This window comes from Paenibacillus sp. NAIST15-1 (assembly GCF_001894745.1).
Lineage (GTDB): Bacteria > Bacillota > Bacilli > Paenibacillales > Paenibacillaceae > Paenibacillus_B > Paenibacillus_B suaedae.
On sequence record NZ_BBYF01000020.1, the window covers coordinates 90,821 to 105,859 of the forward strand.

The 15,039-nt window shown below is 50.4% G+C and carries 16 protein-coding genes and 2 riboswitches; of the genes, 1 reads left to right on the forward strand and 15 read right to left on the reverse strand.

The features are described from left to right. Window positions 1-64: 64 nt before the first annotated feature. The 4 genes from kdpB to PBN151_RS26730 all read right to left on the reverse strand — a co-directional run bounded on the left by kdpB (window position 65) and on the right by PBN151_RS26730 (window position 4,883). Window positions 65-2,074 carry a potassium-transporting ATPase subunit KdpB gene (gene kdpB, locus PBN151_RS26715; protein ID WP_227775126.1) on the reverse strand — a complete coding sequence of 670 codons (2,010 nt, stop codon included), beginning with the start codon at window positions 2,072-2,074 and terminating at the stop codon, window positions 65-67. 94 nt (window positions 2,075-2,168) lie between these two features. Then, a complete protein-coding gene (gene kdpA, locus PBN151_RS26720; RefSeq protein ID WP_370510459.1) occupies window positions 2,169-3,848 on the reverse strand; it encodes a potassium-transporting ATPase subunit KdpA in 1,680 nt (559 codons plus the stop codon). 54 nt (window positions 3,849-3,902) lie between these two features. Further along, a complete protein-coding gene (gene kdpF / locus PBN151_RS32600) occupies window positions 3,903-3,983 on the reverse strand; it encodes a K(+)-transporting ATPase subunit F (protein WP_065291998.1) in 81 nt (26 codons plus the stop codon). A 300-nt stretch (window positions 3,984-4,283) separates the two neighbouring features. Next, window positions 4,284-4,461, reverse strand: a riboswitch (cyclic di-AMP (ydaO/yuaA leader). Between the two features lie 14 nt (window positions 4,462-4,475). Continuing rightward, the gene (locus tag PBN151_RS26730; protein WP_028533775.1) at window positions 4,476-4,883 is read right to left on the reverse strand and encodes a hypothetical protein; all 408 of its coding nucleotides are present in this window, start codon (window positions 4,881-4,883) and stop codon (window positions 4,476-4,478) included. A gap of 70 nt (window positions 4,884-4,953) precedes the next feature. Then, window positions 4,954-5,143: riboswitch (cyclic di-AMP (ydaO/yuaA leader) on the reverse strand. 376 nt (window positions 5,144-5,519) lie between these two features. Between PBN151_RS26730 and PBN151_RS26735 the strand changes: the two genes are divergently transcribed. Then, window positions 5,520-5,912 carry a hypothetical protein gene (locus tag PBN151_RS26735; protein ID WP_072731626.1) on the forward strand — a complete coding sequence of 131 codons (393 nt, stop codon included), beginning with the start codon at window positions 5,520-5,522 and terminating at the stop codon, window positions 5,910-5,912. Window positions 5,913-6,105: 193 nt separating this feature from the next. Here PBN151_RS26735 and PBN151_RS26740 read toward each other — a convergent pair whose 3' ends face one another. The 11 genes from PBN151_RS26740 to PBN151_RS26790 all read right to left on the reverse strand — a co-directional run. Further along, window positions 6,106-6,405 carry a hypothetical protein gene (locus tag PBN151_RS26740; protein WP_139295431.1) on the reverse strand — a complete coding sequence of 100 codons (300 nt, stop codon included), beginning with the start codon at window positions 6,403-6,405 and terminating at the stop codon, window positions 6,106-6,108. Continuing rightward, window positions 6,398-6,703, reverse strand: coding sequence for a hypothetical protein (locus tag PBN151_RS26745; protein WP_021259107.1), 306 nt, complete (start codon window positions 6,701-6,703; stop codon window positions 6,398-6,400). Before PBN151_RS26745 ends, PBN151_RS26740 begins: the two co-directional genes overlap by 8 nt. Beyond that, window positions 6,703-7,047 (reverse strand): alpha-helical endospore appendage domain-containing protein, encoded by a 345-nt coding sequence (locus PBN151_RS26750; protein WP_021252375.1) that lies wholly within the window; start codon window positions 7,045-7,047, stop codon window positions 6,703-6,705. Before PBN151_RS26750 ends, PBN151_RS26745 begins: the two co-directional genes overlap by 1 nt. A gap of 23 nt (window positions 7,048-7,070) precedes the next feature. Next, a complete protein-coding gene (locus tag PBN151_RS26755) occupies window positions 7,071-7,358 on the reverse strand; it encodes a nucleoside-diphosphate sugar epimerase (RefSeq protein ID WP_072731629.1) in 288 nt (95 codons plus the stop codon). A 47-nt stretch (window positions 7,359-7,405) separates the two neighbouring features. Then, a complete protein-coding gene (locus tag PBN151_RS26760) occupies window positions 7,406-8,788 on the reverse strand; it encodes a glycosyltransferase family 2 protein (RefSeq protein ID WP_072731630.1) in 1,383 nt (460 codons plus the stop codon). Window positions 8,789-8,850: 62 nt separating this feature from the next. Continuing rightward, window positions 8,851-9,960: a GT-D fold domain-containing protein gene (locus tag PBN151_RS26765; RefSeq protein ID WP_227775117.1), complete on the reverse strand. Its 1,110-nt coding sequence runs from the start codon at window positions 9,958-9,960 to the stop codon at window positions 8,851-8,853. A 66-nt stretch (window positions 9,961-10,026) separates the two neighbouring features. Continuing rightward, window positions 10,027-11,019, reverse strand: a complete 993-nt coding sequence (gene rfbB / locus PBN151_RS26770; protein ID WP_072731632.1) for a dTDP-glucose 4,6-dehydratase — start codon at window positions 11,017-11,019, stop codon at window positions 10,027-10,029. Then, window positions 11,016-11,747, reverse strand: a complete 732-nt coding sequence (locus PBN151_RS26775; RefSeq protein ID WP_072731633.1) for a sugar phosphate nucleotidyltransferase — start codon at window positions 11,745-11,747, stop codon at window positions 11,016-11,018. Before PBN151_RS26775 ends, rfbB begins: the two co-directional genes overlap by 4 nt. A 122-nt stretch (window positions 11,748-11,869) precedes the next feature. Next, a complete protein-coding gene (locus tag PBN151_RS26780; protein ID WP_227775119.1) occupies window positions 11,870-12,835 on the reverse strand; it encodes a glycosyltransferase family 2 protein in 966 nt (321 codons plus the stop codon). A 219-nt stretch (window positions 12,836-13,054) separates the two neighbouring features. Further along, window positions 13,055-13,885, reverse strand: coding sequence for a glycosyltransferase family 2 protein (locus PBN151_RS26785; RefSeq protein WP_227775122.1), 831 nt, complete (start codon window positions 13,883-13,885; stop codon window positions 13,055-13,057). 204 nt (window positions 13,886-14,089) lie between these two features. After that, window positions 14,090-15,039: WIAG-tail domain (locus PBN151_RS26790; protein ID WP_139295433.1), on the reverse strand; the 950-nt coding region annotated here is incomplete at its 5' end.

The following is a 15,039-nucleotide window of genomic DNA, read 5'->3' on the forward strand; positions in this document are numbered from 1 at the left end:
CAGCTACTCAGCTATTACAGTTAAGGTTGTTATTCGGCTATTTGCAGTTACAATTGTTGCAAGGTTACACTAAAATGCCCACAATTAGATCGATCAGCTTAATGCCGACGAACGGAGCTACTAATCCGCCCAAGCCGTATACGAACAGGTTGCGCTGAAGCAGCTTAGCCGAAGACATCGGCTTATACGCCACGCCTTTGACCGCCAGCGGAATTAATAACGGAATGATGATGGCGTTAAAAATAAGCGCCGACAAAATGGCTGATACGGGCGAATGCAAGCCCATAATATTCAGGGCTGACATCTGCGGAATGGCAATCATGAACATTGCTGGAATGATAGCAAAGTATTTCGCCACATCGTTCGCAATACTGAATGTCGTCAATGCGCCACGCGTCATGAGAAGCTGCTTGCCGATCGATACCACCTCAATGACCTTCGTCGGATCAGAATCGAGATCGACCATATTTGCCGCTTCCTTCGCTGCTGCCGTACCGCTGTTCATCGCGATGCCGACATCCGCCTGTGCCAGTGCCGGAGCATCATTCGTACCGTCTCCAGTCATTGCTACCAGCTTCCCTGCCGCCTGCTCCTTGCGAATCAGAGCCAGCTTATCTTCTGGCTTGCTCTCTGCGATGAAGTCATCTACCCCCGCTTCCCGAGCAATGGTTGCTGCCGTCAGTGGATTATCCCCTGTACACATGACGGTGCGAATGCCCATGCGGCGAAGCTGTTCGAACCGTTCCCGCATGCCTGGCTTCACCGTATCCTTCAAGTAGATCAGCCCATAAATATCGCGTCCGACGGCCACAGCCAGCGGCGTTCCGCCAGCAGAAGCAATCGCATCTGAATTGGCATCCAAATCCTGCGGAACGGTACCTCCCTGGGCGATAACCCAGCGTTTCACCGCATCAACAGCCCCTTTGCGCACGCTGCGCCCATCCTTCAGGTCAACACCGCTCATGCGTGTTTCCGCTTTGAACGGGATGAATTCCCCTTGTATAGCAAGTTCTGCTTCATACTTAATTCCTGCCTTGGATACCCAATCCACGACAGAGCGACCTTCAGGTGTCTCATCATGATGAGAGGCAACAGCTGCCCACTGAGACAATGTGTTTACATTCGTTCCTTGCACCGGAATGAGTTCATGAGCCAAGCGATTCCCGAACGTAATGGTTCCCGTCTTATCTAGAATAATTGTATGAATATCCCCGCAGGCTTCAACCGCCTTACCTGACGTTGCAATGACATTGAACCGAGTTACGCGGTCCATACCTGCAATACCGATCGCGGACAGCAACCCCCCAATCGTAGTAGGAATCAAGCAGACCAGCAGGGCAATTAGCACCGCCGCATTCAATTCGACCTGCAAATAATGACTGAATACAGGCAAGGTCACAACGACAACCAAGAAGATAAGCGTCAAGCTGACAAGTACAGTATGAAGAGCAAGCTCATTCGGAGTCTTCTTGCGCTGCGCGCCTTCAACTAATGAAATCATTCGATCTAAGAACGATTCTCCCGGATCGCTTGTAATCCGAATACGAATCTCATCACTAATTACCTTCGTTCCAGCAGTTACCGAGCAGAAATCCCCGCCTGCTTCTTTCAATACTGGCGCAGACTCCCCAGTAATCGCTGATTCATCCACAGAGGCCAATCCGGAGATGACCTCGCCATCGCCAGGAATCGTCTCCCCTTCACGAACGACTACGACATCACCCTTACGGAGCTCGGATGAGGATACGCGAACCGTTCCACCTTCGGTTATCTTGTTCGCCCACAAATCCCGCTTCGCCTGCTTCAACGAATCCGCCTGTGCCTTGCCGCGACCTTCAGCGAGAGCCTCAGCAAAGTTCGCGAACCAAACCGTAATGAATAAGATGAAGCTGACCGCGCCGTTGAACCAACGTGGCATTGGCGAACCAAAGGCATCCGGCACGAACGTAAGCAGCAGTGTAATAACGAAGCCAACCTCGCAAATAAACATCATCGGGTTTTTAACCATCTGGCGCGGATCGAACTTCCGCAACGCATCGATCGATGCTGCCCGCATTAAGCTGCCTTGGAACATGCTCCGTTCCTTGTCTTGATGTGTATGCGTGCGCGCCGGTTCAAATGGCGCAGGTGTTTTCATCTGTTTTTCCGTCTTCATTTTCCGTTCCCCCTTATTTCCACAACGTCAGATGTTCTGCGACCGGACCGAGCACGACTACCGGGAAGAACGTCAGAGCACCCACAATAAGTACTGTGCCGACAAATACGATACCGAACAGCGCCGTATTCGTCTGGAACGTACCACTTGTGTTCGGAATTGGCTGCTTCTTCGCCATCGATCCTGCTACGGCAAGGAGCGTAACGAGCGATACGTAGCGCCCTAAGAACATGACAATACCTGTGGAAATGTTCCAAAACGGCGTTGCATCTCCCAACCCTTCAAACCCGGATCCATTGTTCGCCGCAGATGATGTAAACTCATATAATGCTTGCGACAATCCGTGGAATCCTGGATTGGACAGTGTGTCCGCCTGTGTAGCAACTGCAATTGCAGTCGGTACTAGAATCAATATCGGATGCACCAGCAAGGTAACCGCCAGCAGTTTCATCTCCTTACTTTCCAGCTTGCGGCCCAAAAATTCAGGTGTCCGTCCGACCATGAGACCGGATAGGAATACGGCGATCATGACGTACAGCAGCACGTTCATAAATCCAGCACCGACGCCGCCGAATACGGTATTCAGCATCATATTCGCCATCGGGATCAAGCCACCGAGTGGTGTCAGCGTGTCATGCATATTATTGACTCCGCCCGTCTCCGATGCAGTCGTAACGACCGAATACAGTGACGATTGCACAACGCCAATGCGCACTTCCTTCCCTTCCATGCTGCCTGTTCCACTTAATCCTGCTGTGTTCAGCACAGGATTGCCCATATGTTCGGCCGTAAGCGATGATCCGAGCATAATGAGGAACAAGATTGCCATGGAGACGAACAGCACTCGCCCTTCCTTCTTGTTGCCGACCATGCGGCTGTAGGCAAACGGCAGCCCCGTGCACAGCATCAACATGAGTAAAATATGAATTAAATTCGTCACACCGTTCGGATTCTCGTATGGATGTGCGGAGTTCGCTCCATAATGGCCACCGCCATTGTTGCCAAGCTCCTTAATCGACATCATCGAGCCTACGGGCCCAAGCGGAATGTGCTGCTCTGCTCCTTCAACAGTTACTGCACTTTCCATTGGACTTAAGGATTGCGGAACCCCATTCCAGATGAACAGTACACTGGCAACGATCGCAATTGGCAGGAAAATGCGCGTAATCGAACGCACAAGGTCTGCCAAGAAGTTGCCGAGCGGTTTGCCAGTCAACCCTCGTACAATGGCCATTACTGCCGCTAGCGCAGTAGCAGGTGACGTAAACATCAAGAAAATAATGCCCGTCATTTGTGACAGCGGAGACAGTCCACTTTCACCGCTATAGTGCTGCAAGTTCGTATTCGCCATGAAGCTGATCGCCGTATTGAATGCTACTCCCGGTTCCATGCCAGGAATGCCATTCGGATTGAGCGGCAATACCCCTTGAAGGCGGAATATTGCATACGTCACCACAATCATCAGCACGTTCGTGGCAACTGCCGTAAAGGCGTATGCCTTCCAGCTTTGCGATTGATCCTTAATGCCGAAACACTTAAATAAAAAACGATCTATCGGACCAAATACAAGATCCAGCGGTCTTGGAGCTCCGCTATTATCAAACACCCCTGCCATATATATTCCGATCGGACGCGCTATCGCCAAGGCAAGCAATAAGGTAATTCCAATGGCGATCCATTCGATTGCACTCATTGTTCCGTTCCACCCTTCTCTAATGTACAAATATCAATAATCACTCTGCCCAAACTAAAATCGTTCCGGCTTGACTAAGGCATATAGCAAATAAATGAACAGTGCCGTAATTAAGGTGAATAACACGATCATCATGAGCGATCACCCCGTTCCTCCACTTCTGTCTTGCACCAATGGAGAATACCCAATACGCTTAGTCCAAGCAGTGCGAGAAGAATCATCATGACTGCATCAAACATAGTCCCTTCCTCCTCCTGAATAAGGTTCTCATCTCTCCAGGCAATGCTGCCGCGATCCCGCTCCTACCAAGACTTCCTGCTCAGTAGGAACGCGCAGGCAACACAAAAAGCCACACGGAAAGAGGGACCCTTTCCGTGTGGCCTATTTCGCGCATCGTCAAAAAAACGTGCGCGTAATGTTCCACGACGAAATAAAGGCTGCCTCCTTGGACGCTTACGAGGTTAGCTGACGGATTCGGGCGCGAAGAGTCGCCCTACCAGCCAGGAACAGATTCCTGTGCCGGATTCACCCCTTGCGCGAACTGTAGATGTACAGCTGGCGCACTAACATTGGTTCCCCCGTTCCCATGAATGGGATTCAGCGGTGAGCATTGCCTATATGGATAAATTAGATGATATCTGATAGTAAAAATGAAACTTGATCCGATTGCGTATAAATGACGTAATTTGCACCAAGCAATCGGTAGATCGACTGCGGATGATGACGTTTCGTCACGATTGTGATCGGATCCGTCGTCCATTGCCGGCATATTTGAAGCAGCCGGCAGGAAAGCGCAAAGCTCTGTTCAAACACATAGATTCGGCCAATCGGGACATGAGGGACGGCCCACGCCTTCGGCTCCGTCGTATTGATCCGGCATATGGAATGAACGCCAATACCTTCTAATCGCTTTGCCAATCGCCCATTATGGGCAATTCCCGCCACCGAATATCCTGCTCCTTTCAACTGACGTATGAATTCAATCCCCGTCTCACAGCCTGCGAACACTGTAATGACCCGGTCCGCATCGTACATATCCAGTTCCTCCTGTTCATCTGTCCGAAGCCCTACTTGCAAGAAAGAGGTGCGTCGCCATATGATCAGGCGCGCCTCTCCCGTACGCTTACGAGGTTAGCTGACGGATTCGGGCGCGAAGAGTCGCCCTACCAGCCAGGACAGTAATCCTGTGCCGGATTCACCCCATGCGAACGGTGGCTGCTGACTGTCCACTCAGCTCCATTCACTTGATTGGTTCCCCCGCTTCCGCTTCCTGCGGAATTCAGCGATTGAGACGCAACGGATAACGTTGTTGTTGCTGAACTGAATCTTACGCCTTTCCCCCTCCTGCTGTAAATGAAATGAAAACCATAATTTCTCCATTTCCGGGCAATTGTGATCAACTAATCCCATCTTATCTCTCATTACAGCATCATTACCTCGCAATTTCTCAACTTTGCTTATGCGGCGATGATTTCATGAGAAAAACAAAGAAATTTAAATAAATACCTGTATGTAAACGCTTTGTTTGACCATTTGTTTGGATTTCCTGGATTGGATTCTATTTACAATCTCTATTCCAAAAGGTAGGATACGCACAACAACTGAGACGCTGCTTGCAATCGATTTCGATCTGCACGGCAGATATTGCATCTCATCGAGAGGAGGCACGATATGCAAGACCTAGAACTTGCACAATTACTAAGTCACAAGCTATCTGAACACTGGGGAAAATGGAGCGAGCAGCATGGAGACAGAATCGTTCAACCAGAAGAGATGGACGTTCATCTTGCTTCCGACCTTGTTTATATTCGACTTCAACCGCGTGAACAGCTACTCGACAGTGCGGAACACAACTATAGCGGCAGCACTCGTCTACGAGCTCACAAGGCGATCTCCCAATGGGAAGTGCAGCAGCGTGGAATCATGTGGGATACGATCATTCCTCGTGCATGGGGAGTAAGCGTTATGCGCATGTGGCTCGATCTACCTCTGGTAGGCGGAACCACGCTTGACGTCATACAACTGGAGCCACATTCAAGCAGGAAGCTATGTCTCTCCCCTTGAAACCAATTTATAGAGAGCTGTAAACGAAAATCAAGTTTCTGACGATGCGCAGGCATACAACTGCGCATCGTTCTACCCCGTTTACCCAAACGTGATACTTGTTCAAGTTCCTTCTTGCCCGAATCCTATCACTCGATAGCTATTAAAAAACAGCCCTCCTCTTGCCCATGCAAGCGTCAGACTGTTCACTTCGTTATGCTTGATTGGCATAGGACAGTTGATGTGCATCTTCATATCCTTTCGCATACCCCACCCGATATCCATCTTGATATGCAGGATGCTGAATGCGATGATGAGTCGAATGTGTTGAGGCAAATTGCTTCGTTGTACGCCGACGATCGGGCTGCTTCACAACCTGAAGACGGCGTTGCGATTTCCGTTGCGGAACCTGCTTGCCCGCTTTCCTTACGCTTCCCGTTGATGCAGTGCCGCTAACCAACTTCTGCTGTCCTATTTGCCGCCGGGATCTCCGTGCTCGCTTCAGCTTATTCACTTGCAACTTCTCCCTCCTCCACTCTCATCTCCTCGAATTGACAATCCGGATGCAGCCATGGAGGCGCAGCTGTGCCTGTCTTGCGAATACGGGTCTGAAAACCTGTGACCATGCCGCATAGTGCAAGCTGATACATGGACAACAGACGAATATTGTCCTTGAGCAATTTCGTTGCAGCTTCTGAATGTGCTGTGAGGTCAGCCATTTGATTCAACATACGTGCCAATGCGGATTGGCTCTGCACAATAGCCTTGATCATTTCAATCTGCACCTGCTGCTCCTCGTGCGCTGCAGCCATTACATTTTGTCTCCTATTCCGAACTCTCCATTCAACATGCCCCCTCCGAGGCTATCCCCGTAACCCTCGGATTCTTCACGCCGGAGCAGTACCTTCATATTGTGGGACAGACTGACTTGCAGCTTCGTCAAACTCTCGATTACTTCAACCACTTGCGCATGCACGTCAAGAGGTTCGACAATCTGTTCCCGATGATTCGTGAACGAGTGCTCTGTCATATGATTCAACGTCCAGTTGCGCATTTTCTCGGCCTCTACTGCTTTAGCTTCTAGGATCTTCGCTACATTGCCCTGCATCTTGGCCATAGCCTCCAGAATGACGTGATAGGACTGTTCTCTATTCATGCAGATCCCCCCTTGCATGCGCATTATTCCTCTGCATCATCCGAAATCTCCTTCAACACATGCTGCAGCTGTTCCGCCATCGCTTCCTCTAGCTCGGCAATTCCGTTCAGATAAGCAACGATACTTTTCGTTAATGCCTGGGAGTATTCCTTATAATCGTTCTCCCCCCCGAATTGAGGGTCAACATCCGGCAGTGCATGCACGATTTGCGCCATGCGAACCGCTACTTGCCGCTCTGCGTCAAGCACGCGCGCCATATGCCGCTGTGTATATGACATTTGACCAATCATGTCCGTGATGAAATGTTGCAATATTCTCCCCTCCCAAGCACAAGGCCTAACTTCCACTCTTCAATTCCTCAAATGTGATAGGAATGAATGACCGGGTGCGCCATAATTGGCAACTGTTCCGTAAGGTTGCTTCTCTCTTGTTCCGTACGGATTGCTACCTTATCAGCGAATCCCCAGCGGTTCAGCGCATGATCACTAACAAGCTCTCTGCATGCTTCACCCTCACGACGATAATACTTTCCTAGTTCCGTTTTAAATACAGCACCGTCAGGAATCTTTCCCTCTGTTGCATGCTGTTTACTCCATTTCTGCGCAACCGCAGTAGCCTCAATTGGTACTCCTGTTGGCCAGCCTCGCAATTCAAGCTGACTTACCCTTACAATCGGGATACGCAACTCCCCTTGAACAGGACGTTTTGCCCCATTTTCAATCCAATAATTTGCATCGTTTAGTCCAGTAACTGCCACCTGAGACGGATAAAATGCCTGACATTGCCGGCCCGCAAGCATCCCATGCTGCGTACGAATACGCTGAAGCCAATCATAAGCATTGCCCCACTTCTCTTGAAAGAAAGCCGCATGCTTATCCTTACTAGATTGAGTGTGACCGTCCTGCTCCTGCAGGCTTGCTTGGAACGAGCGATGGATAAATACGTCCCTCGATACGATAAGCTTGAGCCCTAGCAGCCGCATGCGCAAATGATAATCTTCATCTGCAAATCCGCTATTCTCAAATCGCTCATCAAAGTATCCATTCGCTTCAAATGTGCTGCGGCGCATAAGGCGGCACACATGGAACAAACGATCTGTGCTATGCCACCGACTTGCATCTGGGATATTATATTCAGCAGCAAAGTCATACATATCTTTGATATGTTCGTAAGGCACAGGTATCTGCTGTTCGCCGTCAACACGGTTCGACACTGATCCAACCATACCAAATTCTATGTTGCTGTGTAAGCAATTCAGCATACCGGACAACCAATTCGGCGTTACGAGCGTATCACTGTTCAATATGCATATCGTGCTGCCTTTGGACATCATCAATCCAGTATTGATTGCACTTGCCAGACCTCGATTGGTCTCATGGCTGTGATATCTAATCTGTCCGCTAAGCCTTTGCAGATAGGCCAGCGTATCATCGGTTGAGGCATCATCAACAACGATCACTTCGATCGGTCTGTCCGTATTCGAGAAAATACTGTCCAAGCACTGCTCCAGCTGATTCCGTTGATTATAAACAGGTAAAATGATGCTCGTTCCGTCGAATGGGGTGCCATACCGTTCTTGACCTGCCTGAAAGCCTCTGACATAACCTAACGAATAACCATGATCGAATCGGTCTTGCCTTCGGTCACCCTTGCCCTTCCCTGATAGCTGGTGTGTGCTGTTTGATGTTCGAGCTCCTGCCCTCCGCGTCTTCTGCAGTACCGGCCGACGATGTCGAGTCATAAACGTGTCACACCTCCCCTTCCCCTTAATGCAAGTTCACACTACCGAATCCAATCTCAACTTCATATTGCAATGACTCCATCCGCGATCTTGTTCGCTAAATGGCCGAAATCAATGGCCACTTTGTTGTATCGCTCTGCTATTTGCTGTGCCAGGATGACCGCTGGAATTCCTGCCGCTACCAAGGCGATATCAAATTCATATCGGGACACCTCATCTAGAATGCGTGGGATATCCGTTGTCCCCCGAACAGGAGCAATTGTACCGGTAACTGTAATTCCTCGCTTCCTCAACATGGATGCTAATCCCACGGCGGCATTGCCCACAGTCAATACGCGGCGCCTTCTAAGCAAGCCATACAGGTGTCCCTGCAATGCAATAGCGTAATTCACTGTCGACACGGTCAGCCTCATATCACCCATGTGTATGCCATGTGCACGAAGCACCGGCAAGAGGAGGCCATGGAAATTCGGAGAACGGAAGGTAGGTACACCGACAAATGACGCTTTGCGCACAGCTTCAGCCAATTGTTCCCGGCAATTATGATCAGGAATTTCAAGTCCTGCATAGGCCAGGAAATCGCCATGTCTCCGCACGAGTTCAGTCGAAACGACCTTATCATGTGCCAAGGCGAACATCTCTCCATCACCAAGTCGGACAAGGGACATCGGTCTTCGCTCTTCCAGCGCCTTATGAAGCTCTGCGCATACTGCCTCCGGTTCTATGAACGACTGCAACTGATGCCGGAACTGTTCGAAGCCTGCAGTGATGACGTCTTCTACGGATATATCAGGGAGATACGTATTCTCAGGCAATAAATTCGCCAGAATCAACTCGCCTCCCTCATACCTTCCATGACGGTATCCATCTTCAAAGCTAAGCCGCTTCTCATCCTCCAGATTGGGGATGGTTGGAATGAATTGATGAATAACAGGGTCGTTTTTTCCTAGCTTCGGCAGCCTCGACTGCTTCGATAGCTTCGATAGCCTCGATCTCAGAACCCCCTTTTTCCGTAACCCTCTTCGCGCCCCTTTGCGTCTCAGACTGCCCGCTCGACCATTCTTTGTTCGCAATCGCTTGCCAAGCGGACGACGCTTTCTTTTGCGTGGAGTACGAATAGAAGCTGTAGTTAGAATAAGCAGCGGCCTCTTGCGGCCCACAGTCGTACTCATGCCTTCACCTTCCCTTGTCATCATGCAGTTATCTGCCTATAAAGCCTATTATGCCTGAAGCCTGAATCAGCGTGCGCCTAAATAAGCGCCGGTGCGAACCCTCTCCCACCAAGTTCGGTTGGATACATACCAATCGATCGTTTCCTGCATCCCTTGCTCCAGATTGACGGCTGGGCGCCAGCCCAACTCACGCTCACTTTTTGCTGGGTCAATGGCATAACGCTTGTCGTGTCCAGGACGATCTGAGGTAAAGGAGATGAGTGATTCCGGTTTATCCAGCACTTGAAGAATCATCTTCACGATGTCAATATTCGTACGCTCATTATGCCCGCCAATGTTATAGGCTTCCCCTGCCTTACCCGCTCTCAATGCCGCATCAATTGCCGCACAATGGTCTGTAACATACAGCCAATCCCGCACGTACATCCCGTCACCATATACAGGAATCGGTTCATCATGCAATGCACGCAGGATAATCGTCGGAATAAGCTTCTCCGGGAACTGTCTTGGCCCATAATTATTGGAGCATCGAGTAATTACAACAGGCATTCCATACGTATGTGCATAAGCTCGCACAAGCAAGTCAGATCCCGCTTTCGATGCAGAATAGGGGCTGTTCGGCGCCAATGGAGACTCTTCTGTGAAATAACCTGTCTTGCCTAGCGATCCATATACTTCATCCGTAGATACATGAATGAACTTCGAGATCTGGTGACGCTTCGCAGCCTCAAGCAACTGAAATGTTCCGAATACATTCGTACGGACAAATGCCTCTGGATCAGAAATGCTGCGATCAACATGGGACTCGGCCGCGAAATGGACTACCGCATCATACGCCGTCTCCGCAAAGATCTGTTCGAGACGCGCCTGTTCTGTAATGTCCGCTTTAATAAAACGATAACGACCGGATGTTACAACATCCCCCACATTATCTGGGTTGCCAGCGTAAGTGAGTGCATCCAAATTCGTAATGCGCAATCCCTCATATTGAGAGAGCATATATGAAATAAAGTTGCTCCCGATAAATCCCATGCCGCCGGTTACGAGCAAATGCGTCACAACCGCACCTCCCACAATTGTTGCGAAGCCTCTGATAAGGAATCAAATGTCCCCGCATCGATCCACCATTGCTGAAGCGTATTGTATTGCAGCTTGCCAGCTTGCGCATAGCAGTTGTTCACGTCGGTAATTTCCAGTTCCCCTCGCGCGGATGGCTCAATTGCGCGAATATGTTCGAACACCTGAGTATCGTACATGTATATGCCTGTGACACAATAGGATGATGGGGGGCTTTTTGGCTTTTCTACAATGCATGCTATTCGATCTTGATGCTCTCTATCGAATTTAGGGACGCCGTATCGATGCGGATCCTTGACTTTTTTGAGCAGAATACGGGCCTCTCCAGCATCTTGTTGATGAAACGCTTCTACATAAGGGGTTAAATTGTCCAAAAATAAGTTGTCGCCCAGCAACACAACAAACTTCTCATCCCGCGTCAAATAGGGCTCTGCCAACGACAGCGCCTGCGCGATGCCCCCTGCTTCATCCTGAATTGCATACGTTATGCGCACCCCCATAGACTGGCCGCTGCCGTAATACTCGGTATACAACGAAGCAGACATTTTACCAATCACCATGAAAATGTCGGTTATGCCCGCTGAGCGCAATCGTTCTATCCCATAGCTAACCATAGGATGTTTGCCCACAGGTATTAAGTGCTTATTCATTAGCTTGGTCAGTGGATAGAGACGGGTTCCAGTCCCCCCAGCCAATATGATGCCCTTCATGACGTACATCCTCCCTACATGAACATATGCGTTCGATACTTGATCTCGCACATTTATCCGTTACTTGCGCGCATTATATGTTGAAATGATCATACTGGTGTGTGGAGACGGATATGATTTCTTCAACCAACATTTCTTCCCCTTGCAATGCGCTCTCGCTCCACGTTGTCTGTTTGAACTGTATCCCTCTCCATCATCAGCGCCTGGAAGGCTTCCATGTGATCGCCAAGAATTAATGTGGCAACCGGATTGCTTGCTCCGACATTCGTTTGTCTAATTCGGTTATTATGAATGACGTCCACGACCTGTACGGCCTGAACATGGAGCCCCCGTACGATAGCAAGTGCCTGCGCCTTGGGTGGAACACAGAGCGCCTCTTCACCCACCGTCTCGATGGCATGGCGGCTAAGGGCATGCGGAACTGCTGTCATTGAGTTCGCATACAGATCTTCTCTCCCCAAGCAGCGATTGAGCCATTGCTTGCAGTGCGTAATTCCATCCTGCTGTCCGAAATGATGAAGTAATGGAGTAATATTATTCAGTGCAACATCGACCCCCGTCTCAATTGCCCATATGAACGGGGCCAAATTATCAGCAGGTACTGGAAAGTCCCCATCCATAAACAATACAATATCAGCGTCCGACAGCTTTGCCCCTATTGAGCGGCCTATATCGTGCCCTAGCGGATCGGTATAATGAACAATGGTTGCCTCCTGGGCCTGCTCTTTGGCGACCTGCAGCGTACCGTCTTTGGAACCATTGATGATGACAAAGAGAGCATTTAGCGACAATTGCTGCAATTGCTGCAGAACAGCTCCAATGCTTCTCTCCTCATTGCATGCGCTGAGCACGACGTCTACACGCTTCGTTGTCGGCACAAGCACCGCATCTGCAGCCTGAGGGAAACGACTCTGTACGAACCCGTCTCGGAACGATTCAGCCATAGCCCTTATCCACTCAAAGTGCCGCAGGATGGGGCGATAAGGCTCCATAAACAATGCAAACCGCCTCTGCATCTCATTCTTGACGATTGGGCGCGGGACTTCTGTCGACACTTCTTGTTGCATAGCGTATTCGATGCCTTGCACCTGTCCAGCCCTTGAGGCCTCCATGCACATTTCCCGTGGGACGCGGGGAACAGCCGTGATGCTAACCTTCGGAGCAATTGGGCGAGGCTTCCTCCTCGTCCTCCGTTGGGATTTCCGCTGGCGGATTTTTTTGCGTCGCCGCCGACTGGCCACGCTGAATACTTGCCGGGTTCTACGCCGTATCTTGATGCGCCGTTGTCGCTTTCTCCTTAGTTTCACTTAATTCACCCGCCATCGTTGTCTAGTCAAGTCAGTATGTCCACCACGATCTCCAGCCTGTTCGAGCAGCCAGCAAACTGCCCGCATATGATCGTCATTGATGAGCTGTTCTAATGGATCCGCTATGTGCCCTTTGGTGCGAATTCGGTTCAATTTCCCTACATCGATGGAAGGAGCGGTCGTGACAACGAGCCCTTTGTTGATGGCCATGGCCTGTGCGAGCGGCGGTACGGACAACGCATCCGCTCCGATAACTTCCAATCCCCGACGGCTAATGACGTGGGGCACCGCTGTCATTGATGCCCCCTTCAAGTCAGGACGTGATAGCAGCGCGTTAAGCGCATGCTTGGCCAAGACGACCTGATGCACTTCATGGCGATTCACAGGTCCTGAATAGTCATTAAGTACAATGTCTTTGCCTTCTTCAACCTTCCGTATATAAGGTCTGAGCTTCGAGGATGCGATCACCATATCGCCATCCAAGAATAATAAAATATTCCCCCGAGCTGCCTGTGCCCCAACGGTTCGCCCTATGTCATGCCCTAATGGCTGATCATATCGGAGCACCCGGGCTCCCATTGACTCAGCAATCCGATCTGATCCGTCTGTACTGCCGTTCGATACCACGATAACTTCTGTCCTTGGATGGACTCGGGCAGCCTGTTCAATGACTTTTGACAGCGTGCGGCGTTCATTTAAGACAGGAATGATCACAGATAAGACCGGATAAGAATGGGCAGGTATTTTTAACTTGGGACTCCATCTGCGCATTCTCCGTTTACGCTTTTTTGTAGAACGGAACCGCCGCCGACGCAGTTTCACTCTCCGCAATTCGCTTCACCCCCTAGGACAGTTATGCCTGTGTAACCACCACATTGTATGTGCCTACCTGATAAGTTGTAACGGCATCTGTACATACACGAGGGATTAGCGGGGATAAACGGCTGAAATACGTGGGTGAATAACCGCCAGCAGCCATGTTGACGCTGACGGTTACTCATAATCACGAATCGGCATTTGCGAAGTGATCCTTTTCTATCCGATCACGATCCATGATACGAATCCTTCCGGCTGCGGACCAATGCGTGTACGGATAATTTCAATGACGACATGATCCGTGAACTGCGACTTCAGAACTGCATAACAAGAGGGATGATTGGTCATTGCGACGAAAACATAGTTTTCATGCGGATAGGATTCTTCGAACTGTATCGTTAACTCAATCTTCTCGTCTAGTTCACGGAAAGCGAAAGACGACATCCCGAATTGCTGCAGTGCAGAGGTTCTCGTCGATGTAGTACGAATAGACGAGAACGTACAATGTTCTGGCGTTATTGCCCCAAAGCTAACATGCTCAGAACTTATTGCTCCTTGGCTCACGTGCTCCGCTGTTATTGCCCCGTGGCTCACGTGCTCCGCTGTTATTGCCCCTTGACTCACATGCTCCGCAGTGATCGCTCCTTGGCTCACGTGCTCCGCGCTTATTGCCCCGTGGCTCACATGCTCCGCAGTTATCGCTCCTTGGCTCACGTGTTCCGCGCTTATTGCCCCATGGCTCACATGCTCCGCTGTTATTGCCCCGTGGCTCACATGCTCCGAGCCTATCGCTCCTTGGCTCACGTGCTCCGAGCTTATTGCTCTGTGGCTTACGTGCTCCGAGCTTATTGCCCCGTGGCTCACATGCTCCGAGCCTATCGCTCCTTGGCTCACATGCTCCGCGCTTATTGCCCTGTGGCTTACATGCTCCGAGCTTATTGCCCCATGGCTCACGTGCTCCGCGCTTATCGCTCCTTGGCTCACATGCTCCGCGCTTATCGCTCCTTGGCTCACATGCTCTGAGCTTATCGCTCCTTGGCTCACGTGCTCCGCGCTTATTGCCCCATGGCTCACATGCTCCGCTGTTATTGCCCCGTGGCTCACATGCTCCGAGCCTATCGCTCCTTGGCTCACGTGCTCCGCTGTTATTGCCCCTTGACTCACGTGCT